Source organism: Mycobacterium sp. TY815 (genome assembly GCF_030755135.1).
Classification (GTDB): domain Bacteria; phylum Actinomycetota; class Actinomycetes; order Mycobacteriales; family Mycobacteriaceae; genus Mycobacterium.
This window is the reverse complement of the sequence record NZ_JAUFRX010000001.1, coordinates 1,605,475-1,629,745: the sequence shown is the minus strand read 5'-3', so window position 1 is coordinate 1,629,745 and position 24,271 is coordinate 1,605,475. Positions and strand designations below refer to the sequence as shown.

Sequence of the window (24,271 nt, the reverse complement as noted above, 5' to 3'; positions counted from 1 at the left end):
TTGAGATGCCAAAGTTCCTGTCGCATAGAGCAAGAACGAGTTGACCAGGGTTTCGGTCAGCACACTGTGCGCGGAGCAGGTAGGTGATGCAACACGAAGTCGCGTGTGTCAGTAGCGCGTTGAGCGCCGGTCATCGTTATGGCGTAGCCGGGTGTGTGTTCGTGTTCGTTGTCACGCGGGGGGTTTCTGACTTGCTCGCCGACATCGGCGGAGGGCGGCGCTCGAGACACTGGCGAAGACGGGTTCGTCGCTTCTGAGTCTGATTCATGCGCAGTTACGACTCGAGTGCGGCGAATCTAGTCCGGTCTGGCTTTAGAAACCGTCGTCGGGCGAATCGACTTGTACTGTCCTGCAGACCTTATGCGCTCTGTGGGTCGGCCCATATTGCGTCTATGTTGCCGTTGCTGAGGGGAGTGGTGTGGTGTCGTTCGTTGGTGTGGTTCCAGATGTGGTGCACGCAGCTGTGCGCGATTTTGTGGGCTTGGGAGAGGGGCTGCAGCAGGCGAATGTGGTCGCGTTGGAGGCGACGGTGGGTGTGTTGCCGGCGGCGGGGGATGAAGTGTCGGCAGCGATTGCGGCGCTGTTCGGCGGTTTAGGGCGTGAGTATCAGGCGGCCGGTGCGCAGGCAGCGCTGTTTCACCAAGATTTCGTGCAGTTGCTGGGCGCGGGGGTGGGAGCTTACGAGCAGACCGAGCAGGCGGCGGCGGGATGGTTGGAGCGGTTTGAGGGACAGCTGTTGGATGTGGTCAATGCGCCCTCGATGGCGTTGTTGGGTCGTCCGATGATCGGCGACGGTGTCGACGGAGGAACAGTTGACGGAGTTGGGCAGGCCGGCGGCGACGGTGGGTGGTTGCTGGGCAACGGCGGTCGCGGGGGCGCGAGCACAGCGGCCGGAGTGGCCGGGGGCACAGGCGGTGCCGCCGGGCTGTTCGGGACGGGTGGCAGGGGCGGGTTCGCCGTCGACGGTAGGGGTGGCACCGGCGGGCTCGCTCCGGTATTCGGTTTCGGTGGGGAAGGCGGCGCTTCGGGAAACAGCAGCTACGCCAGTGGTGTCGGCGGCGACGTCGGTCTTTTCGGTATGGGCGGGAAAGGCGGGACCGGTGCGGCCGGCGGCGATGCCCGCATCTTCGGCGTCGGTGGAAGCGGAGGCGGTGGCACGGTCGGGGGTAACGGTGGTAACGCGCTGATCGGCCTCGGCGGATGGGGCGGGACGGGGGCGTCCTTCTCTGCAATGGGTCAGGGTGGAAACGGCGGCGATGCGGTGATCGGCTTCGGCGGGAGGGGTGGGACGGGTGGATTTCCCTTTGTTGGGTCGGGCAACGGAGGGAATGGCGGCAATGCCCTATATCTCGGCTGGGCCGGCACTGGTGGCGGTGCGTCGGGTGGCAGCCTAGGAGAGAATGGGACAAATGCCTTCTTCGGCCTGCGTTGGCGTTGACTCAAATGGAGAGAGTGAGCCAAGTGGATGGCCCTGATTGTGCTGGAGGCTCCGGTAATTGGACTTCGACCAGTGGTTGGCCGGCTTCGAACTCGGCCGCCGGAAGGTCGCCGAGTTAGCCGGGCGATGTTGTGCCAGTGCGCCCAGCCCAGGGTCGCTAATTCGACGTCCTCGACGGTCCATCCAGGGGCCGTTGCGGGCAGTCGGTAATCCATTCGGCCTTGAAATTGACACGCTGAGACTCCGCGGTAGACACCCCAGGCGCATACCCATCGTCGATGTCTGCCTGGCGCACCCAGGCACGCGGCCTTTTCCGCCGGGCTCTAGCGACGCGCCTCAAGGTTCCGCGACGACTGTTCCTTTGGCACACCTGCATCCCCGTTTGCAAGGCCAGTCTCCGGGATTTCCAGGGCGATTCAGTCGGCGCAACCTGGGCTCGCGGCTTGAGTGCAGTTAACGACTCGCACACCAGCGCGGCAAGCTGACCGGGGAGCGGCGTTGCCCGCCGACCGTCAAGCAGGCGTCGAGACATCCTGGGCCGCCGCGAGCCTTTCCGCGATCCGGTCAGCCAGGTCACGCACCGTGGTGATCTCGTTGGACGTCAACCGGATTCCGGTTTCCGTCTCGATGTGCGTGCGCAGTTCGAGGTTGCCCAGCGAGTCGAGTCCGTACTCCGACAGTGCCCAGTCCGGGTCGACCGCACGCCGCAGAATCAGGCTCACACCCTCGGAGATGACCCGCCGCAACTGGCCCGGCCACTCTTCGACCGGCATCTCCATGAGCTTGGCGACGAGCTTGTTGGTGCCCGAGCGGCCTTTCGCCGACTTGAACAATTCGGCGAACGGACTGCGCTGAGCGAAGGCGGTCAACCAGGGCGAGCCGATCACCGGCGCATAACCCGTGTACGCCCGGTTGTGACGCAGCAGCGCATCGAACGCGTACGCGCCTTCGTCCGGGGCGATGGCCTCGCCTTCGCTGGACTGCTCGACGAAAGCCGTCGCCCGGCCGATCTCCTCCCAGGCGCCCCAGGCGATCGAAATCGCCGGCAGCCCCTGGGCGCGCCGCCACAGGGTGAAGGCGTCCAGCCAGCTGTTGGCGGCGGCGTAGGCACCCTGGCCCGGCGATCCCACCAGCGCCGCCGCCGACGAGAAGGAGCAGAACCAGTCCAGGTCATGTCCTGCGGTCGCCTCGTGCAGGTGCCAGGCGCCGTGCACCTTGGGAGCCCAGTCGCGCTGGATGAGCTCTTCGGTGATGTTGGGCAGGGTGGCGTCCTCCACGACCGCGGCCGCGTGCAGAATGCCGCGCAACGGCAGGCCCGTGGCGGTGGCCGCGGACACCAGCCGGCCGGCCGTGCCGGCCTGGGTGATGTCCCCGCATTCCACGACGACGTCCGACCCGATGGAGCGAATCAATTCGATTGTCTCCAAGGCTTTTTCGCTGGGCGTAGAGCGCGAGCTCAGCACGATGCGCCCGGCGCCGGCATCGGCCATCTTCTCGGCCAGGAACAAGCCGAGACCACCCAGGCCGCCGGTGATGATGTAGGCGCCGTCACCACGGAACACCTGCGACTGCTCGGGCGGCAACACCACGCTGCTGCGGCCCGCGTGCGGCACCTCGAGGATGAGCTTGCCGGTGTGTTCGGCCGCACCCATCACGCGGATCGCGGTCGCCGCATCGGCCAACGGGTAACTGGTGCTCTCGGGGATCGGCAACACGCCTTCGGCGGTCGCGTTGTACACCGTGGTCAACAACTCGCGGACCGCGCCCGGGTCGGTGGCAGACAGCAAGCCGAGGTCCAGGCCGTGGAACGACAGGTTCTGCCGGAACGGGAAGAGCCCGAGCTTGGTGTCGCCGTAGATGTCACGTTTGCCGATCTCGACGAACTGTCCGCCGCGGGCCAGCAGCTTGACCCCCGCCAATTGGGCGGCGCCGAACACCGAGTTCAGCACGATGTCCACGCCGTAGCCGTCGGTGTCGTGGCGGATCTGCTCGGCGAACTCGACGCTGCGCGAATCGTAGACGTGCTCGATTCCCATGGAGCGCAACAGTTCTCGCCGCTGCTCGCTGCCCGCGGTGGCAAAGATCTCGGCGCCGACGGCGCGCGCGATCGCGATCGCGGCCTGCCCGACACCGCCGGTCGCGGAGTGGATGAGCACCTTGTCGCCCGGCCTGATGCGGGCCAGATCCTGCAGGCCGTACCAGGCGGTGGCCGACGCGGTGGTGATCGCGGCCGCCTGGGCATCGGTCAGGCCGTCGGGAATGGGGGTGGCCAGGCGCGCGTCACAGGTGACGAAGGTGGCCCAGCAGCCGCTGGCGGACAGGCCGCCGACGCGGTCGCCGACCTTGATGTCGGTGACGTCGGGTCCCACCGCGGTCACCACCCCGGCGAAGTCGGTACCCAACTGGGGCTGCTGCCCGTCGGCCGTCTGGTAGCGGCCGAAAGTGACCAGCACATCGGCGAAGTTGATGCTGGAGGCACCGACGGCGACCTCGATTTCGCCGGGCCCGGGTGCCACGCGCTGGAATGCGGCGAACTCCAGCGTCTGCAGGTCACCCGGGGTGCGGATCTGCAGGCGCATGCCCTGGTTCTCGTGTTCGACCACAGTGGTCCGGCGCTCGTCGGGTCCCAGCGGGGTCGGGCTCAGGCGCGCGGTGTACCACTCGTCGTGGCGCCAGGCCGTCTCGTCTTCCTCGGACTCGGTGAGCAGGAGCTGGCGGGTCACCTGCTCGGCGCCGGTGTGCTCGTCGACGTCGACGTAGGTGACCTTCAGGTGGGGGTGTTCGGCGCTGATGACGCGCAGCAGGCCCCGCAGACCGCCTTGTTCGAGATTTGCGCAATCGTCGGTCAGCACCGTCTGGGCGTTGCGGGTCACGACGTACAGGCGGGCGGTCTGGCCCTCGATGTCGGGCAGTTCACGCGCGATGCGCACGAGGTGCTCGACGTATTCCCTGCCCCGGTCGACAAAGCTGCCGGCCTCCGCGTCCGCGCTCTGCGGTGCGGTGAGAACGACCACGCCGTTGAACGCATTGGCGCTGAGCTGGTCGCGCAGGAGTCCGGCCTGCGCCTGGTGATCGTCGCGCAGCAGCCAGGAGATCGTCGCGCTGTCGGCGTCGTGCATCTTCAGGGTGTCGGTCAGCTGGGTCGCCATCATGTCGGCCGCGTCGGAAGTGCTGATCAACAACCAGTTGCCGGGCTCGGTCACGGTCTTGTCCGGCAGGTCGCGCTGCTGCCATTCGATAGTCAGCAGCCGCTCGGCCAGCACGCGGTCGCGCTCGCTGCCGGGCGCGGCGCCGGTGCCCATCTGCAGGCCGCGGACCGTCAGGAGCACGGTGCCGTGCTCGTCGAGGATGTCGATATCGGCGTTGACCCCCGAACCGTCCGGGGTCACCGTCGTCAGGCAGTAGCGGGCATGGCGGGCCGAACCGTAGGCCCGCAGTCGCCGGACCCCCAGCGGGAGCAGCAGGCCGCCACCGCCGGCGCTGGCGACGCTGGGGTGCGCGGCCACCGATTGGAAGCATGCGTCCAGCAGTGCGGGGTGCACGCCGTAGGCGCCCTGCTGGGCGCGGATCGAGCTGGGAACGGCGACCTCGGCCAGCACCGTGTCACCGGCTTCCTCGGTGACGTGCGCCGCGGTCAGGCCGCTGAAGGCCGGACCGTACTGGATGCCCCGCCCGTCGAACTCGTGGCGAAGGTCGTCGCCGTCGGCGGGGTTCGTGTGCGACGCCAGCAACGCCTCGATGTCATGGGCGGCCGGTGCTGCGCCGGCGTCTTCGTCGGACCCGGCATGCAGCATTGCCGAGGCCCGCCGGGACCGTTCGCCATCGTCGTTGGTCTCCACCACGAACGGAACGACACCGGGTGCCTCGACCGTCGCGGTAGCCCCGACAAGACTCACCTCGTCGAGGAGCAGCAACCGCTCGAATCGGACGTCACGGACCTCGGCGTTGTCGCCGAGCACCGTACGGGCTGCGGCCAGTGCCATCTCGCAGTACGCGGCGCCGGGAAGCGCTGCGGCGCGGTGGATTTGATGATCGCCCAGCCAGGGCTGCGCTTCGGTGCCGACGTCGCCCTGCCAGACGTGGCGCTCCGGCTCCTCGGGCAGGCGCACGTGCGCGCCCAGCAGCGGGTGCACTGCCACGGTGTTGGCGTGGGCGAGCCGGTCGGTGCTCTCTTCGAGCAGCAGGCGGCGGTGGGTCCACGCCGGCAGCGGTGTCTCCAGCAGATTGCCATTCGGGTAGAGCACGGCGAAGTCCACCGCGGCGCCCGCGATGTACAGGTCGCCGACCAGGCCGCGCAGGCCGTGTGGCAGCGGTTGCTCGCGGCGCATGGCGGCCAGTGCGGCCGCCGACATGTCGATACCCCGGGCGGTCTGGTCGACGGCGTGGGTGAGTAGCGGGTGCGGGGACAGCTCGGTGAAGACCCGGAAGCCGTCTTCGAGGGCGGCCTGGACCGCTGCGGCGAAGCGCACGGTGTGGCGCAGGTTGTCGGCCCAGTAGTACGCGTCGAAGTAGGGCTCCTCGCGCGGGTCGAAGGAGGTCGACGAGTAATAGGGGACTGCGAGCTCCTGGCCGCTGATCTCTTCCAACGCCTCGGTCAGGTCGTCGAGGATCGGGTCGACCTGGGGGGAGTGGGAGGCCACGTCGACGGCCACCTCGCGGGCCATCACGTCGCGCTCTTCCCAGGCGGCGATCAACTCGCGGACCGCATCCGTGGCCCCGCCGATCACGGTGGACTGCGGCGAGGCGACCACCGCGACGGTCACATCGGTGATGCCGCTGCCCAGGAGCTCCGAAAAGACTTGCTGCGCGGGCAGTTCCACCGATGCCATGGCGCCGGCGCCGGCGATGCGGGTCATCAGCTTGGAGCGCCGGCAGATCACCTTGACGCCGTCTTCCAGCGACAGCGCGCCGGCGACGACGGAGGCTGCGGACTCCCCGAGGGAGTGCCCGATCACCGCGCCGGGGGTGACGCCGTAGTCCTTCATGGTGGCGGCCAGGGCCACCTGCATGGCGAAGATGGTGGGCTGGACGCGGTCGATGCCGGTGACCTTCTCGGGTGCGGTCAGCGCCTCGGTGACCGAGAAACCGGACTCCGCGGCGATCAGCGGCTCGATCTCGGCGATGGTGGCCGCGAACACCGGCTCGTTGGCCAGCAGGTCCTTGCCCATCCCGGCCCACTGCGAACCCTGCCCGGAGAACACCCAGACCGGACCGCGGTCATCCTGGCTCACCGCGGGCGGAAGGGGCAGCTCGCCACCGGCGAGCTCGCGCAGCGCCTCGGACAACTCGGTTGTGGTGCCGGCCAGCACGGCCGTGCGCACCGAGCGGTGACCGCGGCGGCGTGCCAGTGTGTAGGCGAGATCCGGCAGCGACAGGTCCTCCTGCGCGTCGATCCAGTCGGCAAGCCGCCCGGCCGTCGTGCGCAGCGCCTCTTCCGAACTCGCCGACACGGGAAAGACCAGCGTGCCTTCCAGGCCGGTGCTGCCGTCCGGTGACACGGTAACGGGTTCCGGGGTCGGCGCCGGGGCCTGCTCCAACACCGCGTGCACGTTGGTGCCCGACATGCCGTACGACGACACGGCGGCCCGTCGCGGCTGATTCGGGTCGTTGATTGGCCACGGTGTAACCTCTTGCGGCACAAACAGATTGGTCTCAATCTCGGCCATCTTGTCCGGCATGGTGTGGAAGTGCAGGTTCTGCGGCACCACCCCGTGCTGGACGGCCAGGATGGCCTTCAGCAACCCGAGCGCACCGGCGGTCGATTGGGTGTGGCCGAAGTTTGTCTTGACCGAACCGACCGCGCACGGCCCGTCAATCCCGTAGACGGCAGCCAGGCTCGCGTATTCCAGGGGGTCACCCACCGGGGTACCGGGTCCGTGGGCTTCGACCATGCCGACGGTGGCGGGGTCCACGCCGCCGGCCGAAAGCGCCGCCCGGTACACCGCTTCCTGCGCTTCAGCCGAGGGCGTGACGATGTTGACGGTGTGGCCGTCCTGGTTGGCGGCCGTTCCGCGGATGACCGCCAGGATCCGGTCGCCGTCGCGCTGCGCGTCCGGCAGTCGCTTGAGGAGCAGCATCACGGCGCCCTCGCCGGAGACGAACCCGTCGGCCTCGACATCGAACGCGTGGCAGCGGCCGCTGCGCGACAGCATGCCGTTGGCCGAACCAGACGCGAAGCGGCGTGGCTCGAGCATCGCGTAGACACCGCCGGCGAAGGCCAGGTCGCTTTCGCCCTCGCTCAAGCTGCGGGCGGCCAGATGTGCGGCGAACAGACCCGACGAGCACGCGGTGTCGACGGTGACCGCGGGACCACGCAGTCCGAGGGCATAGGACACCCGGCCGGAGGCCATGCAGGAGTTGGTGCCGGTGTTGCCGTACGGGCCTTCCAGGGCGCCGGTCTCGGCTTGCACGAACTGGTAGTCGGCGTGGGTGAAGCCGATGAACACTCCGGTGAGGGAGTCAGCCATCTGGGTGGGGGTGAGGCCGGCGTGCTCCATGGCCTCCCATGAGGTCTCCAGCAACAGACGGTGCTGGGGATCCATGGCGATGGCTTCGCGTTCGGAGATGCCGAAGAACTCGGGATCGAAGTCGCCGAGGTTGTCCATGAAGGCGCCCCACTTGCAGTGGGAGCGGCCGGGCACGCCGGGTTCGGGGTCGTAGTACTCGTCGATGTCCCAGCGGTCGAGCGGGACCTCGGTGACGAAGTCTTCGCCTCGGAGCAACGCCTGCCACAGCTGGTCAGGTGAGTCGATGCCCCCCGGCAGCCGGCACGCCAGACCAATGACCGCAACCGGCGTTAAGCGTGCTTTTTCCACGGTGGTACGTCATCTCCTTAGCCCGCGTCCAAGTCATCTTCGGCAAGTTCTCGTCGAACTTCGCTCCCTGCTGCCCCAACCCGCAGCAGCGGACGCAATCGCCGACCCCCACATTTCGGCGCCCACGTCATAGTCAGGCGCGATCAGAAGCGTATCGGGTCGCTCCGCCGCATGTAGAAAAATCGTGCGAACGTACAAAAAATTTCGATCAAGGTGACGCTGATCACACCGCCCGCAGCCGGCCGGATAAGCCTCGCGATCAGCGGCAAAACGCCAGCATAGGGCCCTCGAACCGGAAAGTGGGACGGTTGTGCCGACACGGCCGGGCGGTATGCGGCCCGCAGCAGCCTTCCCTGCCTTGAGATGGTGAACCGGCGTCATCCGGTCGACCTGTTTCCGGCATGGCTCAATACGGCTGTGACTGCAATCGTGCGGTGTCGCGCAATGGCGCGCGTTCGTGTCCCGCGGCCACCCGCCGAAAGACCGATTTCACCGTGTCCAGATGCCGGGCGACGGAATCCTAAGCGATCGGATTGCGCGGGAAGGAAGCGGTTGTGCTGCAACGGTATTCGTGGCCGTGGCCGTGGCCGTGGCCGTGGCCGTGGCCGGGGCCCGGCTGCGCAGTCGGCAGCAGCGGCCGCTTGGTCTATGCCGGCAGCGGTGCGTCCACCAGGCGGCCGTCCGGATTGAGCGCCGCGAAATCCGGGGCGGCACCTGCGCTGTAGAGATCGGCCACCAGTGCCAACAGGCCGTGTGGGTAGCGCTGGCCGCGGGGCCGCCGTGATCGCTTCCGGTGTGATTCCGGGACGTGGCCGCCTGACTTCGGCGATACGGACCACGAGGGGCGTGTTCCGGCGGGTAGTGTGCGATCCCGTGGTTGGCTCTTCTATCCCTGCTGTGCTGCGCGAACGCGCGAGTCTCAATCCGAACGGTGCGGCGCTCACCTACCTCAACTACGACCTGGACTGGGAAGGCGTCGAGGAGACGCTCACCTGGGCGCAGCTGCACCGTCGCACCCTCAACATCGCCGAGCAGCTCAAGCAGACCGGTTCGCCCGGTGACCGCGCGCTGATCCTGGCCCCGCAGGGACTCGAGTACGTCGTCGGATTCCTCGGTGCGCTGCAGGCCGGATTCATCGGGGTACCGCTCTCGGTGCCCTACGGCGGCGCCCACGACGAGCGCACCATTTCGGTGCTGGCCGATACCGCGCCGTCGGTGATCCTGACGACGTCGGCCGCCATCACCAACGTCAAGGAGTGCGTCGAACCGCAGGCCGGCGAAAATCCACCGGCCATCATCGAGGTCGACCTGCTGGACCTGGATTCCCGGCCGAAATCTTCCCGGCCGGAACGCATCGCAGACGAGGGTGCGCGCACGTCGTATCTGCAATACACGTCCGGATCGACCCGGACGCCAGCCGGCGTCACCGTCTCGAACGCGAACGTTTTCGCCAATTTCGAGCAGATCATGGCCGACTTCTTCGTCAACGAAGGGGGAGTGCCGCCGGCGGACCTGGACGTGGTGTCCTGGCTTCCGCTATACCACGACATGGGTCTCCTGCTCGGGGCGATCATGCCGATCCTCGCCGGCCGACGGACGGTGCTCACCAGCCCGGTGGCGTTTCTGCAGCGCCCGGCCCGCTGGCCGCAGTTGCTGGCGCGCTACGGGACCACCATCTCGGCGGGGCCGAACTTCGCGTTCGACATCGCGGTACGCAAGACCTCCGACGAGGACCTGACCGGGTTCGACCTCAGCGGTGTGCACACCGTGCTCAACGGCAGCGAGAGGGTCCAGCCCGCGACCCTCAAGCGCTTCGCCGACCGGTTCGCCCGCTTCGGGTTCGCCGCCAAGGCATTACGCCCGGCCTACGGCATGGCCGAAGCGACCGTGTACATCGCCACGCGCAAGGTGGGTGATCCACCGGAGATCGTCGATTTCGACTCACAGAAGCTGCCGGACGGGGAGGCCGTGCGGGTCGAAAGCGGCAGCGGCACACCGCTTGTCAGCTACGGCGTGCCGAAATCACAGCTGGTTCGCATCGTCGACGGCGACACCCGCACCGAGTGCCCGGAAGGCAAGGTCGGCGAGATCTGGGTGCAGGGCGGCAACGTCGCGTCGGGGTACTGGGACAAACCGGAGACCACAGCGGACACGTTTGGTGCGACGATCGTCAATCCGCCGGAGGGAACTCCCGAAGGCCCGTGGTTGCGTACCGGAGACTCCGGTTTCTTTTCCAACGGTGAGCTTTTCATCATGGGCCGGATCAAGGACCTGCTGATTGTCTACGGGCGCAACCATTCTCCCGACGACATCGAAGCGACCATTCAGGAGATCAGCGCCGGCCGTTGCGCCGCAATCGCCGTTCCGCAGGACGGTGTCGAAAAGCTGGCGGCGATCGTGGAAGTCAAGCAGAAATCCGACGAATCGGCGCAGGAGCTGGCGGAGCGACTGGCTGTGCTCAAACGCGACATCACTGCCGCCATCTTCGACTCGCACGGGCTGAATGTGGCCGACCTGGTGCTCGTGTCACCCGGGTCCATCCCCATCACCACCAGCGGCAAGATCCGCCGGCAGCAGTCGGTTCAGATGTACGAGGACAAGGCGTTCGCCCGGTTGGACGCCTGACAGGCCCGCATGAGCAAGCCCGCCCGGATACCGTTGCTGCCTGTCGAAGAGGCCAAGGCCGCCGCCGACCAGGCCGGCGTCCCGGACTACATGGCCGAACTCAGCATCTTTCAGACGCTGCTGAACCATCCAGTGTTGGCGGGACCATTCAACGACCTGCTCGCCAGCATGCTCTGGCACGGTGTCCTGGACCGCAGGCTGCGCGAACTGGTGATCATGCGGATCGGGTGGCTTACCGAGTGCACCTACGAGTGGACACAGCACTGGCGGGTGGCCACCCGCCTCGGCGTCTCGGCAGACGACCTGCTGGGCGTGCGAGATTGGCAGGGCTACAGCGGTTTCGGGCCGACCGAGCGAGCCGTGTTGGCGGCGACCGACGACGTCGTGCACGACGGCGCGGTGAGTGCCGCGAACTGGGCTGCCTGCGAACACGAATTGGGCGGCGGCAAAGCCGCTCTCATCGAACTGGTCACCGTCATCGGTGCGTGGCGGATGGTTGCGTCGATTTTGCAGAGCCTCGAGGTGCCGCTGGAAGACGGGGTGGCCGCGTGGCCGCCCGACGGCCGGGCTCCGTCCTCCCCTGATCGGTAGGGCGTAGCGTCGGCGACATGCGAACCAGAGTTGCCGAGATGCTCGGCGTCGAGTTTCCGATTTGCGCCTTCAGTCACTGCCGCGACGTGGTGGCCGCAGTGACCAATGCGGGCGGGTTCGGGGTGCTCGGTGCCACCGCCCACAGCCCGAAGCGGCTGGAAAGCGAGCTCACCTGGATCGAGGAGCAGACGCACGGCAAGCCCTACGGTGTCGATCTGCTGCTACCGCCGAAATACGTCGGCGCCGACACCGGTGGCGTCAACTCACGGCAGGCCCAGGACCTGTTGCCGGCCGAGCACCGCGCTTTCGTCGAGGAGATGCTGAACCGTTACGGCGTTGCGCCACATGGCGAACAGGAGCAGACGATCAGAGGTGGGCTCAACATCTCACCCAAGGGCTACGAACCGCTGCTGGAGGTGGCCTTCGCCCACAAGATACGGCTGATCGCCAGTGCACTCGGTCCGCCGCCGCACGATCTCGTCGAGCGGGCGCACAGCCACGACGTCCTGGTGGCCGCGCTGGCCGGCACCACCGAACATGCCCGCCGGCACGCGGCGGCCGGGGTCGACCTGATCGTCGCGCAGGGCACCGAGGCAGGCGGACACACCGGTGAGGTCGCGACCATGGTGCTGGTGCCCGAGGTGGTGGACGCGGTGGCCCCGACGCCCGTGCTGGCGGCCGGTGGGATCGCCCGCGGACGCCAGATCGCGGCCGCCATGGCCCTGGGTGCCGAGGGGGTGTGGTGCGGTTCGGTATGGCTCACCACCGAGGAAGCCGAGACCGCGCCAGTGGTGAAGGACAAGTTCCTGGCGGCGACGTCGTCGGACACCGTGCGGTCGCGGTCCATGACCGGGAAGCCGGCCCGCATGCTGCGCACCGCCTGGACCGAAGAGTGGGGACGCCCCGACACCCCCAACCCGTTGGGAATGCCGCTGCAGACGGCGCTGATCACCGACTCTCAGGTCCGGATCAACCAGGCGGCTGCCCATCCCGGGGCGAAAGCGCGCGAGCTGGCGACGTACTTCGTCGGCCAGGTGGTCGGCTCGCTGGACCGGGTCCGTCCGACCCGCGCGGTGGTGCTCGACATGGTGGAGGAATACATCGACACCATCGGCCGGCTCAACGATGTGACATAGCGAACTCATACCGAAACGTAACCTGGGAGATCGTCCCGCGGCTTTCTCGTTTCCGCAGCTCAGATGCGTTTTTGCTGAATGGAAGCTGTGGGCGTGCGTAGTGAAAGCATAAAGATCCCGAAACCCGGGGGTGCCGCGTTGACCGGCGCCCGTACGTCGTGCATTATCGGTCAGGCAGGCACCTCGTTAGGTGAGGCGGCTACACGAACACAGGCCACTGACCCCGAACGTCGAAAGACGCCCCGGGTCAGGACAGCTCCTCCCGGCTTAAGGGTTGAGCCCAGGTGGCTTCCGGGTTACCGGACACGTCGGGTAGTGCCAAAGCTCTGACGAGAGGGGTGCGGTTTTCCGGCGGATCGCCGGCATTCTGTTCTCCTTGTGCGCGCAGCAGATCACGCGAGCACTCGCGTGGGTCGTGACCGAGAGGAGGTGAGGGACGCATGAGTTCCAGTGGCAGTCCGGGTCGATATCCGGGCGCTGTTTCGTCCCTGACCGGTCTCCGGCGCGACGTTCTCGGCTGAGTCTTCACACAGCCTCCACGTCGGAACCGTTGCGGGACGGGACTTCCCAAGATTCCTTTGAGTTCCACCTGCCAACGTCTTATCCGAGGAGGCGATCATGACCGCTGCACTGTATGACGAAGTAGTTGCCGTTCCCGCTGCGCCCAAGCTGCACGTGGTGCGCGACCTGCCGGTCGCTCCGGCGCCGAAGAAAGCCCGTCGCACCGAGCAGGTGCTCGCGGCCGGAGGCGACCCGCTGGTGGCCGGCGCCGCCCGCCTGCTGAACATCCCGCTGCGGCACATGTACGCCGCGCTGTGGCGGATCGGCGTTCTCGAAGTCCAGGCGTGACGCCCATGGATAGTGCGCTACCCGGCACTCCAAGGGGCTAGCCGACCGCAGGAGCGTCCTGCGGCGGGCCGGCCCCTTGGAGTGCTTCCCGTCTTCTGATTGCGACCCGCGGCACCCGGCTTCGCCGGGTTTGCGATCGCACTGGACCGTTATGATTGCGACCCGCGGCACCCGGCTTCGCCGGGTTTGCGATCGCACTGGACCGTTATGATTGCGACCCGCGGCACCCGGCTTCGCCGGGTTTGCGATCGCAATTAGAATCAACGGCAGACCAGCGTCGATCCGGCCATCACCGGGGAGCTTTCGGAAGAACAGCCAATCGGCCCAGTAGAACCGAACGGGCGGGCCCGTCACAGCCTTTCGAGTGGTCACGCGTCAGCGTGGCAAGCGGGGTGGTACCGCGGCGTTCGCGCACCAGCGCGCCCGTCGTCCCCGTGCCTGAAGATCTCGAGGCACCGGAGACGACCCACGTGAGCGACGAAGCTGAATTCGAGGCTGAACTCGAAGCCGGCCGTACGGCCTACCCCAAGCTGGCCAGCGGCGCGCCGGATTTCCCGGCGCTCGAACTCGAGGTGCTCGATTACTGGTTCCGGGACGACACGTTCCGGGCCAGCATCGCCCGCCGCGACGGCGCTCCGGAGTATGTTTTCTACGACGGCCCGCCGTTCGCCAACGGCCTGCCGCACTACGGGCACCTGCTGACCGGCTACGTCAAAGACATCGTGCCGCGCTATCGCACCATGCGCGGAAACAAGGTGGAACGCCGATTCGGCTGGGACACACATGGTCTGCCTGCCGAGCTGGAAGTCGAGCGGCAACTGGGCATCACCGACAAGTCCCAGATCGACTCGATGGGCATCGCCGCCTTCAACGATGCCTGCCGTGCCTCAGTACTGCGCTACACCGACGAGTGGCAGCAGTATGTGACCCGCCAGGCGCGCTGGGTCGATTTCGACAACGACTACAAGACACTCGATCCCAGCTACATGGAGTCGGTGATCTGGGCCTTCAAACAGCTGTGGGACAAGGGCCTGGCCTACGAGGGCTACCGGGTGTTGCCGTACTGCTGGCGTGACGAGACCCCGTTGTCCAATCACGAACTGCGGATGGACGACGACGTCTATCAGAGCCGCCAGGACCCCGCCCTCACGGTCGGGTTCAAGGTCGTGGGTGGCGACTCACAAAATGGACTGGACGGTGCCTACCTGCTGATCTGGACGACGACGCCGTGGACCCTGCCGTCGAACCTCGCCGTCGCGGTCAATCCCGACGTGAGCTACGTCCAGGTGCAGTCCGGCGAACGGCGCTTCATCCTGGCCGAGGCGCGGCTGGCCGCATATTCCCGCGAACTCGGGGAGGACCCCGAAGTTCTCGGCACCTATCACGGCGCCGAGTTGTTGGGCACCCGGTACCTACCGCCGTTCGCCTATTTCCTGGACTCGCCCAAGGCCTTTCAGGTGTTGTCCGCCGACTTCGTCACCACGGAGGACGGCACCGGGCTGGTGCACATGGCGCCGGCCTACGGCGAGGACGACATGGCCACCACCGACCCGGTCGGCATCGTGCCTGTCACGCCCGTCGATTCCAAGGGCCGATTCGACGCGACGGTTCCGGACTACCAGGGGCAGCATGTCTTTGACGCCAACCCGCAGATCATCCGCGACCTGAAAAGCCAGAGCGGTCCCGCCGCGACCAACGGCGCGGTGCTGCTACGGCACGAGACCTACGAGCACCCCTACCCGCACTGCTGGCGCTGCCGCAACCCGCTGATCTACCGTGCGGTGTCGTCGTGGTTCGTGCGGGTGACCCAGTTCCGGGACCGGATGGTGGAGCTCAACCAGCAGATCACCTGGTACCCCGAACACGTCAAGGACGGACAGTTCGGCAAGTGGCTGCAGGGCGCCCGCGACTGGTCCATCTCGCGAAACCGCTACTGGGGCACCCCGATTCCGGTGTGGAAATCCGACGACCCGGCCTATCCGCGCATCGACGTCTACGGAAGCCTGGACGAGCTGGAACGGGACTTCGGAGTGCGCCCGGACAACCTGCACCGGCCATTTATCGACGAACTCACCCGGCCCAACCCCGACGACCCCACCGGCCACAGCACGATGCGGCGCATCTCCGACGTGCTCGACGTGTGGTTCGACTCCGGTTCGATGCCCTACGCACAGGTCCATTACCCGTTCGAGAACAAGGAGTGGTTCGACGGGGTCCAGAGCGACGACCCTGACAAGCAGGTCGACGGCCACTATCCGGGCGACTTCATCGTCGAGTACATCGGCCAGACCCGCGGCTGGTTCTACACGCTGCACGTGCTGGCCACCGCCTTGTTCGACAGGCCGTCGTTCAAAACCTGTGTGGCGCATGGCATTGTGCTGGGCTCGGACGGCCAGAAGATGAGCAAGTCGCTGCGCAACTACCCGGATGTCACCGAGGTGTTCGACCGCGACGGCTCCGATGCCATGCGCTGGTTCCTGATGGCGTCACCGATCCTGCGTGGCGGCAACCTGATTGTCACCGAGCAAGGTATCCGCGACGGGGTGCGGCAGGTATTGCTGCCGTTCTGGAACGCGTACACGTTCCTGGCGCTCTACGCGCCGAAGGTCGGTGTATGGCGCACCGATTCGGCGCATGTGCTCGACCGCTACATCCTGGCCAAACTTGCGGTACTGCGCGACGACCTGACCGCTTCGCTGGATATCTGCGACATCTCAGGCGCCTGCGAACAGCTGCGTCAGTTCACCGAGGCGTTGACGAACTGGTATGTGCGACGGTCACGTTCACGCTTCTGGGTGGAAGCCGTCGACGCCATAGACACACTGCACACGGTGCTGGAGGTGACGGCACGACTGGCGGCACCGCTACTGCCGCTCATGACCGAGCTGATCTGGCGCGGGCTGACCGGCGGCCGTTCGGTGCACCTGACGGACTGGCCGGAGGCGGCCGAACTGCCCGCCGACCCCGAACTGGTGGCCGCCATGGACCAGGTGCGGGACGTGTGCTCGGCGGCGTCGTCACTGCGCAAGGCCAAGAAGCTGCGGGTGCGGTTGCCGTTGCCCAAACTGACGGTGGCCGTGGAGAATCCGGCTCAGTTGCAGCCGTTCACCGGGCTGATCGGGGATGAACTCAACGTCAAGCAGGTCGAGCTGACCGATGCGATCGACACCTACGGCCGGTTCGAGCTGACCGTCAACGCGCGGGTCGCCGGCCCGCGGCTGGGCAAGGACGTGCAGGCCGCGATCAAGGCCGTCAAAGCGGGGGAGGGCGTGGTCAACCCGGACGGCACCCTGACCGCGGGACCCGCGATCCTGCAGCCGGAGGAGTACAGCTCCCGACTGGTGGCCGCCGACCCGGAATTCACCGCGGCCCTGCCGGGTGGTGCCGGGCTGGTGGTACTGGACGGAACGGTAACCCCGGAGCTCGAGGCAGAGGGCTGGGCCAAAGACCGCATCCGCGAACTGCAGGAGCTGCGTAAGTCGACCGGCCTCGAGGTGTCCGACCGGATCACTGTAGTGATGTCGGTGCCTGCCGGGCGGGCCGAGTGGGCGGCCACGCACCGTGATCTGATCGCGGGTGAAATCTTGGCCACGAGTTTCGAGTTCGGTGAACCCGCGGACGGGGCCGCCGAAATCGGGGACGGAGTGCGGGTATTCATTCAACGTGCCTCCGCGTGAGGTACGGGCCGAACGGAGGGGGACGATGCGGGTTCTGGGGCTGTTCCGGGTGCATAACGGTGAGGACATCCTGCCGCGAGTCCTGGACTCGTTGTCCGGCTGGTGCGACGACATCTATGTGATCGACGACCGCAGTACCGACAACTCCGCCGACATCCTGGCTGAGCATCCCGCGGTGACGAATGTCGTTCGCGCCCGGTCGGATCTGCCGCAGACGCCATGGCTCATCCCGGAACCCCCGGGGCTGGAATTGTTGTATCGCATGGCCGATTTCTGCCGTCCCGACTGGATCGCCATGATCGACTCCGACCAGGTGGTCGAGGCCGACGTCGACGTGCGCGGCATGCTGGCCGATATTCCGGCCGACGTGGCGGCGCTGATGTGCCCGATGATCCCGACGTGGCATGATCCGGAATTCCCGGACATGATCCCGATCATGGGGCCGGCGGAGTCGGTGCGCGGACCGTTCTGGCGCTGGCGTCCGGAACTTCGGGCGGGGACCAGGATGATTCACAATCCGCACTGGCCCGCCAACATCACCGAACGCGGTCGCATCGGGATGGTGTACGACGTTCGCCTGGTGCACCACGGCTGGTCCACGCTTGCCGAACGAGTGGCCAAGGTCGACCACTACCGCAGAATCGACCCGGATTGCCGGCTGAACTACGGCGTCCCCTACGACCGCGCGCTGTTGTTCGGTTATGCGCGCGACGAGGTCGACCTGCTCACGGCTGACTACGGTCGACGCTGCCGAGGCGATTTCGATCCGGTCGACGTCGATGCCCGCTTGCCGATCGACCGCGAAAACCTGTCAATCGGGGCGGGTTACGGTCCACGGGCCGGCGCATTCCACCCCGGTATCGATTTCGCCGCTGCGCCGGGCACCGCCATCCACGCTGTCTCGTCCGGAACCGTCACTCGCACAGACGATCTCGATGACCGTGGGCTCCGGTCGGTGACGGTGTCGAACGCAGAGGCCGACCTCGTCTATGTGTTCCGCGGCGGCGAGCACCGAGTGGGCGATGAGATCGCTGCCGGGGCACAGATCGGCGCCGTTGGCCTGGAAGCCGAATCAGCGGACGGCTACCTGCATTTCGAGGTCCACACGGGCGGCGGGCACACCAGCCCGCTGCGTTATCTGGGCAACCGGGGTTTGCAGCCGTGGCCACCGCAGGGCCGGCCGCGGCCGGTGTCGGGTACCTATCCGGCGGCCACCCCGTGCACCATCACCGTTGCCGGGTGAGCCGCTCGGCCACGGCCCGCGCGGACCGGATCGCCGATCGCGCCTCCTGAAGGATCTTGGCCGGATGCTGCTCGTCCAGCTCGCCGAGACGGTTGTACCGCTCGATCCCGAATCCCGCAGACTCCAAACGGATTCCGAACGGCAGCGCCAGCGTGCGCAACGCCTCGAAGTGCAGATAGGGAACTACCGGTTGGCCGGTCACCAACAGGCACGTCGACCCGCGCATACCTACCGTATGCGCGGCGAAGGTATACGTGTCACCGGAATTCGCCCGACGGTTGTCCGGATCGGGTGACGGCGTTTCCAGCAGAGTGACCGGCACGCCCAGTTCGTTGCTGTCCGCTGGGAACCGCCAGACGGCTCGGTCGCGGTGTGGCCGATCGACGCGTCGTCGTGCATGATCCTCAACCTCGCGGATATCGAGCCCCAGCATTTCACCGGCGGCCGCGGCCACCAGGTCGAACTCGCTGCGGGCCGCCGGCGCGAGGACGGATACCGCGTCCCGCTCGGAATCCATGAGGGGGCGTGAGGCCGCAGCCAACACCACATGCCCGATTTGCCGCCCCGCCGCCACCTCTCGTGCGTAGCCGACGCGCAGCCGGTTCGTGTACCGGCCGCCGCCGATCACCAGCAGGTAATCGAAATCGGTTGCGCTGGGCATCGATTCGCCGATCAGGCCGAGTTCGTCTGCCAGTGCGACGATCTTCTGCTGCTGGCCGGCAGGTACGTCCAGGCGGGGAATGAGCCACCGCACGGCTCCGGCTGCGTCCTGGCTGTTCACCCGCCCCGCTCCTGCCCGTGCCCGCGCCCGGTAATCCCACACGGTGCTGAAATCGTCGAGCCAGCCGAGGCGCTCGACGAGGTCAAGGTCTGACGGAACGGCCCCGCCGAACATCTCCACCAACTCCGTCAGAGCCGGATGCGTAGCCCAGGCGTGGATCTCCTCGCGGACATGGGCCGCGACGTCAGCGGATCCGGTATTCGACGGACACACCGAGGAACCCCCCTCTCAATCTCTATCGGCCACCGTACGTGTCGCGACCGGCTAACCGGATGTGCCACGGCGGGCCAGTAAGCTATGAGCCGGTTCAGCGAAGAACGGCACGGAACGCGGGGGGCTTTGTGCAGTGAGAATTCTCGTGACTGGGGGAGCGGGTTTCCAGGGAAGCCACCTTGCCGAGGCGCTGCTCGCCGTGGGACATCAAGTGACCGTTCTCAATACGTTGTCCAGCGCCGCCAAGCGCAATACCAGACGACTGCAGGCCGACAGTCGGGCCGATGTGGTCTTCGGTTCGGTGACTGACGCCGAACTGACCGCCAAGACGGTGCCGGAGCACGAGGTCGTCTTCCATCTGGCTGCCAACGTCAATGTCGACAAGTCGCTCAGCGATCCGAAGAGCTTTCTGGACACCAATGTGATGGGCACCTACAACATTCTCGAGGCGGCCCGCCGGAGCGGATCGCGCGTCGTCTACGCCTCGACATGTGAGGTGTACGGCGACGGGCAGGACCTCGGCGCGGATGAGCTGCTGGACGAGACCGCCGAGCTGATGCCGAACAGTCCGTACGGCGCGTCCAAGGCGGCGGCCGACCGGCTCTGTTATTCCTACTTCCGTTCCTACGACATGGATATCACCGTGGTCCGCCCGTTCAACATTTTCGGCGAGCGGCAGAAGAGCGGCGCATTCGGTGCGCTGATCCCGATACTCGTGCGCCAGGCGATGGCGGGCAGGGATCTCACCGTCTTCGGTGAAGGGACCGCGACGCGCGACTACCTCCACGTCAGTGACGTGGTGCGGGCCTACCTGCTGGTTCTGGACAATCCGGAACTCAAAGGCCGCGCAATCAACTTCGCCAGCGGTATCAACACGAGCGTGCGCGACATCGCCGAGTACATCGCCGCCAAATTCCAGGTGGACGTAGTCAGGGGGCCGGCGCGACCCGGGGAGGTCGCACGCTACCCCGCGGATATCCAGCTGGCGCGCAGCATCGGTTTTGCGCCTCAGGTCGAGATCTGGACCGGGATCGACCGCTACGTCGACTGGGCGATAAGCCAGTCGGACAACGAGATTGAGCTTGCAGCTACCTGACGCCGCTACAGCAGCCCACCTAGGAGCGGCGGCAGCGGCGATCCGGTCAGCCCAGGCAGGGTCGGCAGGCTCAGACCGGGCAGCAGAGATCCCAGCGACGGCAGACCCGGCACGGTGATCTGCGGCAGGGGCAGCAGCGGGCTCGGCAGCGGTGGCGCGCCTATCGCCTGGGCGAGCTGCTGAGGTGCGTAGAGCAGGAGCCCCGGCAGAATCCCGCCAGTGGGCGTGCCGCCCATCGGGACGCTGACGATGGGACTGCCGGGTAGCGGATCGATGTTGACCGTCACGGTCGACAACGGGGTCAATATCCCGCCCAGGGCGATGCTGGCGTGCAGCGGGACAGTGATGGCAGGGAGACCGCCGAGCACGGGCAGGGGCACCCCGGGCAGGGTCACCCCCAGCGTGTACTGGCCGTTCAGGAACCCGTTCGCGACGACGGCAGGGGAGGTCAGGACCGCGACAGCGGCCCCGAACCCGTCTCCGCTCTGCACGGCGCTGCTGAAGGCCGCACCGACGGAGGCGATGGCATTCGCCGTGGTGACGGGCGAACCGATGGCGTCGATGCCGAGCGCTATGGGCATCCCGAAGAAGGCGGCCCCGATTTGCAGGGGATCGGTCAGGTTGACGCCGACGGAGTAGGAGAAGTCGGTGACGGTCGCGAGCAGGTTGACCGCGTTCTGACCGATCCGGCCCGGTATCGAGGCGATGGGCGCCACATCGGCCAGGATCTGGGTCGCGGCGGCCCCGTTGTTCAAGTGCTGAGCCGCGTTCGAAAAAGCCGACGTGATTATCTGCCCGTAGTTCGACTGGTTAGTGATGAATTGGTGCAGGAACGGAAATGGGTTGGTGGCCAGACCAGTGCCGAGGCTTTGCAGATTGGTGATCGTGTTGGAGACAAATGCCTCGTAGGGTCCGGTGATCGCGGCCAAGCTGGGCGGCGTGGGTCCGGGAGTGGCACCGAATATGCCGGGCAGTAGGGATTGAAGGGACGGGAAAGTCCCGAGACCGCTCAAGAGGCTGCCGGAGCCGCCCAGCAGTCCGCCGAGGTTGCCCACGCTGCCGGTGAGACCGTCCAGGATCGAGGCGGCCGAGGCGGCTGCGGCCGCGGGTACCAGGCTTGCCAAAGTCTTTTGGGCGTTGGCGATTTCGGCGCCGAGGTACGCGCTGACGCTCGAGTTCAGGGTCTTGACGAACTCGGCGTGGAATGCGTGAGTCTGCGCACTGAGTGTCTGGAACTCCCGGCCCAGGTCGCCGAACATCGCGGCGACGGCGGCCGAAACCTCGTCGGCTGCTGCCGGTGAAATCGATGTAGTGGAACCCGCGATGGATTTGGCTGCCTGCTCTATCGTCGAGCGAATGCCGGACAATTCCTGAGCCGCCGACTGAACCCATTCAGGAGCGATAAACACCGACATAGCCATCCCCCTTGATGCATGCCTTTGGCAAGCGCACTCGCCTCAAGAGAAGTGACCCCGAATGGGACTTCTTAAACGTGTGCGCAACGAAATATTTACTCCTGCGTAATCCGTATTTCCTTCGCAAATCGGCTTGTACGGCGATCGGAAGTCCCTGATGCGCCTCGGCCGCAAGGGCTCAGCCGTGCCGCAATAGCATCGACAGTCGTGGAGTCCCGTTGGGTGCTGCACCTGGACATGGACGCGTTCTTCGCCTCAGTCGAACAACTCACCCGGCCGACCCTGCGGGGCCGTCCGGTGTTGGTGGGCGGCTTGGGTGGCCGAGGGGTAGTGGCCGGAGCCAGCTACGAATCGCGCGTGTTCGGTGCCCGTTCTGCCATGCCGATGCACCAGGCCCGTCGGCTGGTCGGGGTGAGCGCGGTCGTGTTGCCGCCGCGCGGAGTCGTTTACGGCGTGGCCAGCCGACGCGTCTTCGACACCGTGCGCAGTGTGGTTCCCGTTGTCGAGCAGCTCTCGTTCGACGAGGCGTTCGGCGAGCCGTCGCAACTGGTCGGGGCCTCGGCGTCCGACGCGGAAGAATTCTGCGAAATGCTGCGCCGCAGGGTTCGCGATGAGACCGGTCTGATCGCGTCGGTGGGCGCGGGGTCGGGCAAACAGATCGCCAAGATTGCCTCGGGCCTGGCCAAACCCGACGGTATTCGGGTGGTGCGCCGTGCCGAAGAGCGGCTGCTGCTCGACGGCCTGCCGGTGCGGCGGCTGTGGGGGATCGGTCCGGTCGCCGAGGAGAAACTGCACCGACTCGGCATCGAGGCCATCGGACAGTTGGCGGCGCTGTCCGACGCGGAAGTGTCCAACATTCTCGGTGCCACCATCGGTCCCGCGCTGCACCGGCTGGCCCGCGGGATCGACGACCGCCCCGTCGCCGAACGCGCCGAAGCCAAACAGATCAGCGCCGAGTCCACGTTCGCGACTGATCTGACCACCCTGGACCAGCTGCGGGAGGCGATCGAGCCGATCGCCGAGCACGCGCATCGGCGGCTACTCAAAGACGGCCGCGGCGCGCGCACGGTGACGGTGAAACTGAAGAAGTCCGACATGAGTACCCTCACCCGCTCGGCGACGTTGCCCTATGCCACGGCCGAAGCGAGCGCGCTGACGGCGGTGGCCCGCAGGCTGCTGCTGGACCCACTGCAGATCGGCCCCATCCGCCTTCTCGGCGTTGGGTTTTCGGGTCTCAGCGACGTGCGGCAGGAATCGTTGTTTCCCGAGCTGGACCTGTCACCCACCGAGGCACACCAGGATTTCGAGACGATGCGCGCCACACTGCTCACCGGACAGGACGGCTCGTCGTGGCGCATCGGCGACGACGTCACGCACCGCGAATTCGGACACGGCTGGGTGCAGGGCGCGGGCCACGGCGTCGTCACCGTCCGATTCGAGACCCGCGGTTCGGGACCAGGGCCGGCCCGCACCTTTCCGATCGATACCGGCGACATCACCGCCGCCAACCCGGTTGACAGCCTGGACTGGCCCGACTACGTCGGTGAGCTGCGCGACCGGGATCAGGATTCGGTGCCAGCGGCTTCAGACCCAGCGCCCGACCAGCCTGATGCGCCGGAGAGCCGTCAATGACGTCGGCGACGTCGGCGACGACGGTTTCGATGATGTAGGCAGGGTGGAATTACGGCAAAAGATGTCTCAAAATGAGCAAGCGATGCCCATATAAGACCGATATGTGTCATATAGGTCGGATTTGATCGGGTGGGTGAAGACTGTAAGTACTGGAAGTAGAATATCCAATTACCAACGGTCTATCAGCACGCACTCGTTATCAGGAGCAACAAACGTGAACCAAGCTCAGCTTGCCGATTGGCTTACTGGAAGAATTGCCGCCTATCTCAACATTCCTCGCGACTCGATCGACGTCGAAACCCCGTTGCCGGAATATGGCTTCGACTCGACAATGAGTCTTTCGCTGTGTGCCGATCTTCACCTTGAGCTCGACATCGAGGCGGATGCGACGATCGCGTGGGACTACCCAACTATTACTGAACTGTCTGCGCATCTCATATCCGTGAGGGCGGAGAGCGCTCGCATGTGTGTGTCATGAATGCCGGCCGCGGCTCGCCTTTCACGACCTGACATTGACGACTACGTTGCCTGACGAAGATGCGGATTCGCCGCTCCTCGCTCCCGTGGTCAGAATCATCGTCTCCGCCGCCGTTCGACTGTGCGCAGGCCACGATCGTCCGCGGTGAGAAGCCTCAGCAGCGTTCGCCGATCAGATGGGGCGCTCAATGAAGCCTTCCCTGCCTGGATCGTTGGCGAAATCCGGATATCAGTCCCGCGCTGCGGTTTCAAACCGGTTGCCGCCCAATGCAATCTCGTTTGA

The 24,271-nt window shown here is 66.5% G+C and carries 13 protein-coding genes, 1 pseudogene and 1 riboswitch; of the genes and pseudogenes, 10 read left to right on the top strand and 4 right to left on the bottom strand.

Going from position 1 to position 24,271, the window contains the following annotated elements:
- Positions 1-421 precede the first annotated feature (421 nt).
- Positions 422-1,438 carry a PE family protein gene (locus QXK92_RS06685; protein ID WP_306240884.1) on the top strand — a complete coding sequence of 339 codons (1,017 nt, stop codon included), beginning with the start codon at positions 422-424 and terminating at the stop codon, positions 1,436-1,438.
- Position 1,439: 1 nt separating this feature from the next.
- Here the strand turns inward: QXK92_RS06685 and QXK92_RS06680 are convergent.
- Positions 1,440-1,638 (bottom strand): annotated as a pseudogene (locus QXK92_RS06680) (hypothetical protein); the annotation flags it as partial.
- Positions 1,639-1,950: 312 nt separating this feature from the next.
- Positions 1,951-8,253 (bottom strand): sulfolipid-1 biosynthesis phthioceranic/hydroxyphthioceranic acid synthase, encoded by a 6,303-nt coding sequence (gene pks2, locus QXK92_RS06675; protein WP_306240882.1) that lies wholly within the window; start codon positions 8,251-8,253, stop codon positions 1,951-1,953.
- A gap of 873 nt (positions 8,254-9,126) precedes the next feature.
- Here pks2 and QXK92_RS06670 point away from each other — a divergent pair.
- The 6 genes from QXK92_RS06670 (at position 9,127) to QXK92_RS06645 (ending at position 18,374) form a co-directional block, all read left to right on the top strand.
- Entirely contained in the window at positions 9,127-10,878 is a 1,752-nt protein-coding gene (locus QXK92_RS06670; protein WP_306240881.1) for an AMP-binding protein, read from the top strand.
- 9 nt (positions 10,879-10,887) lie between these two features.
- The gene (locus tag QXK92_RS06665) at positions 10,888-11,469 is read left to right on the top strand and encodes a carboxymuconolactone decarboxylase family protein (RefSeq protein WP_306240880.1); all 582 of its coding nucleotides are present in this window, start codon (positions 10,888-10,890) and stop codon (positions 11,467-11,469) included.
- A gap of 17 nt (positions 11,470-11,486) precedes the next feature.
- Positions 11,487-12,605: a nitronate monooxygenase family protein gene (locus QXK92_RS06660; RefSeq protein WP_306240879.1), complete on the top strand. Its 1,119-nt coding sequence runs from the start codon at positions 11,487-11,489 to the stop codon at positions 12,603-12,605.
- 175 nt (positions 12,606-12,780) lie between these two features.
- Positions 12,781-12,950, top strand: a riboswitch (M-box (ykoK) riboswitch).
- Between the two features lie 273 nt (positions 12,951-13,223).
- Positions 13,224-13,454 (top strand): Rv1535 family protein, encoded by a 231-nt coding sequence (locus tag QXK92_RS06655; RefSeq protein WP_306240878.1) that lies wholly within the window; start codon positions 13,224-13,226, stop codon positions 13,452-13,454.
- Positions 13,455-13,924: 470 nt separating this feature from the next.
- The gene (ileS, locus tag QXK92_RS06650; protein ID WP_306240877.1) at positions 13,925-17,131 is read left to right on the top strand and encodes an isoleucine--tRNA ligase; all 3,207 of its coding nucleotides are present in this window, start codon (positions 13,925-13,927) and stop codon (positions 17,129-17,131) included.
- 25 nt (positions 17,132-17,156) lie between these two features.
- Complete coding sequence (locus QXK92_RS06645; RefSeq protein ID WP_306240876.1) at positions 17,157-18,374, top strand: peptidoglycan DD-metalloendopeptidase family protein; 1,218 nt, start codon at positions 17,157-17,159, stop codon at positions 18,372-18,374.
- Here QXK92_RS06645 and QXK92_RS06640 read toward each other — a convergent pair.
- Complete coding sequence (locus QXK92_RS06640) at positions 18,358-19,368, bottom strand: hypothetical protein (RefSeq protein WP_306240875.1); 1,011 nt, start codon at positions 19,366-19,368, stop codon at positions 18,358-18,360. The genes QXK92_RS06645 and QXK92_RS06640 overlap by 17 nt on opposite strands.
- A gap of 133 nt (positions 19,369-19,501) precedes the next feature.
- On the opposite strand from QXK92_RS06640, the gene QXK92_RS06635 reads away from it, so the two are divergent.
- Positions 19,502-20,464 (top strand): dTDP-glucose 4,6-dehydratase, encoded by a 963-nt coding sequence (locus QXK92_RS06635; protein WP_306240874.1) that lies wholly within the window; start codon positions 19,502-19,504, stop codon positions 20,462-20,464.
- A 5-nt stretch (positions 20,465-20,469) separates the two neighbouring features.
- On the opposite strand, the gene QXK92_RS06630 is transcribed toward QXK92_RS06635, so the two are convergent.
- On the bottom strand, positions 20,470-21,879 hold the full coding sequence (locus QXK92_RS06630) for a PE family protein (RefSeq protein WP_306240873.1): 1,410 nt from the start codon (positions 21,877-21,879) through the stop codon (positions 20,470-20,472).
- Between the two features lie 222 nt (positions 21,880-22,101).
- Between QXK92_RS06630 and QXK92_RS06625 the strand changes: the two genes are divergently transcribed.
- Positions 22,102-23,511, top strand: a complete 1,410-nt coding sequence (locus QXK92_RS06625; RefSeq protein ID WP_306244238.1) for a DNA polymerase IV — start codon at positions 22,102-22,104, stop codon at positions 23,509-23,511.
- Positions 23,512-23,725: 214 nt separating this feature from the next.
- On the top strand, positions 23,726-23,989 hold the full coding sequence (locus tag QXK92_RS06620) for an acyl carrier protein (protein ID WP_306240872.1): 264 nt from the start codon (positions 23,726-23,728) through the stop codon (positions 23,987-23,989).
- The last annotated feature ends 282 nt before the right edge of the window (positions 23,990-24,271 follow it).

Excerpts from the sequence above, each read along its gene's own strand:
- QXK92_RS06665 (WP_306240880.1), top strand. The coding sequence starts at position 10,888 with ATGAGCAAGCCCGCCCGGATACCGTTGCTGCCTGTCGAAGAGGCCAAG.
- QXK92_RS06660 (WP_306240879.1), top strand. The coding sequence starts at position 11,487 with ATGCGAACCAGAGTTGCCGAGATGCTCGGCGTCGAGTTTCCGATTTGC.
- QXK92_RS06655 (WP_306240878.1), top strand. The coding sequence starts at position 13,224 with ATGACCGCTGCACTGTATGACGAAGTAGTTGCCGTTCCCGCTGCGCCC.
- QXK92_RS06645 (WP_306240876.1), top strand. The coding sequence starts at position 17,157 with ATGCGGGTTCTGGGGCTGTTCCGGGTGCATAACGGTGAGGACATCCTG.
- QXK92_RS06630 (WP_306240873.1), bottom strand. The coding sequence starts at position 21,879 with ATGTCGGTGTTTATCGCTCCTGAATGGGTTCAGTCGGCGGCTCAGGAA.